1 tRNA gene and 1 rRNA gene are annotated in these 207 nt (G+C 55.1%); both read right to left on the bottom strand.

Features of this window, described 5'->3' with window-relative positions:
* Nucleotides 1-90: ribosomal RNA gene (rrf, locus tag OGY07_RS02875) — 5S ribosomal RNA — on the bottom strand; the annotation flags it as partial.
* A gap of 40 nt (nucleotides 91-130) precedes the next feature.
* Nucleotides 131-206: transfer RNA gene (locus OGY07_RS02870), tRNA-Thr, on the bottom strand.
* Nucleotide 207 lies beyond the last annotated feature (1 nt).

Genomic DNA, 207 nt, shown 5'->3' with positions numbered 1-207 from the left:
GGGAGACCCCACACTACCATCGGCGCTACGGCGTTTCACTTCTGAGTTCGGCATGGGGTCAGGTGGGACCACCGCGCTACTGCCGCCAGACAAATTCTTTTCTACTGTGCCGAACTTTAACCTAATTAAGTGGTGCTGATACCCAGAGTCGAACTGGGGACCTCACCCTTACCAAGGGTGCGCTCTACCAACTGAGCCATATCAGCA

Origin of the sequence: Citrobacter sp. Cs237 (assembly GCF_030332325.1) — a bacterium.
Taxonomy (GTDB): Bacteria; Pseudomonadota; Gammaproteobacteria; order Enterobacterales; family Enterobacteriaceae; genus Citrobacter_A; species Citrobacter_A sedlakii.
This window is presented reverse-complemented; position numbering and strand designations above follow the sequence as displayed.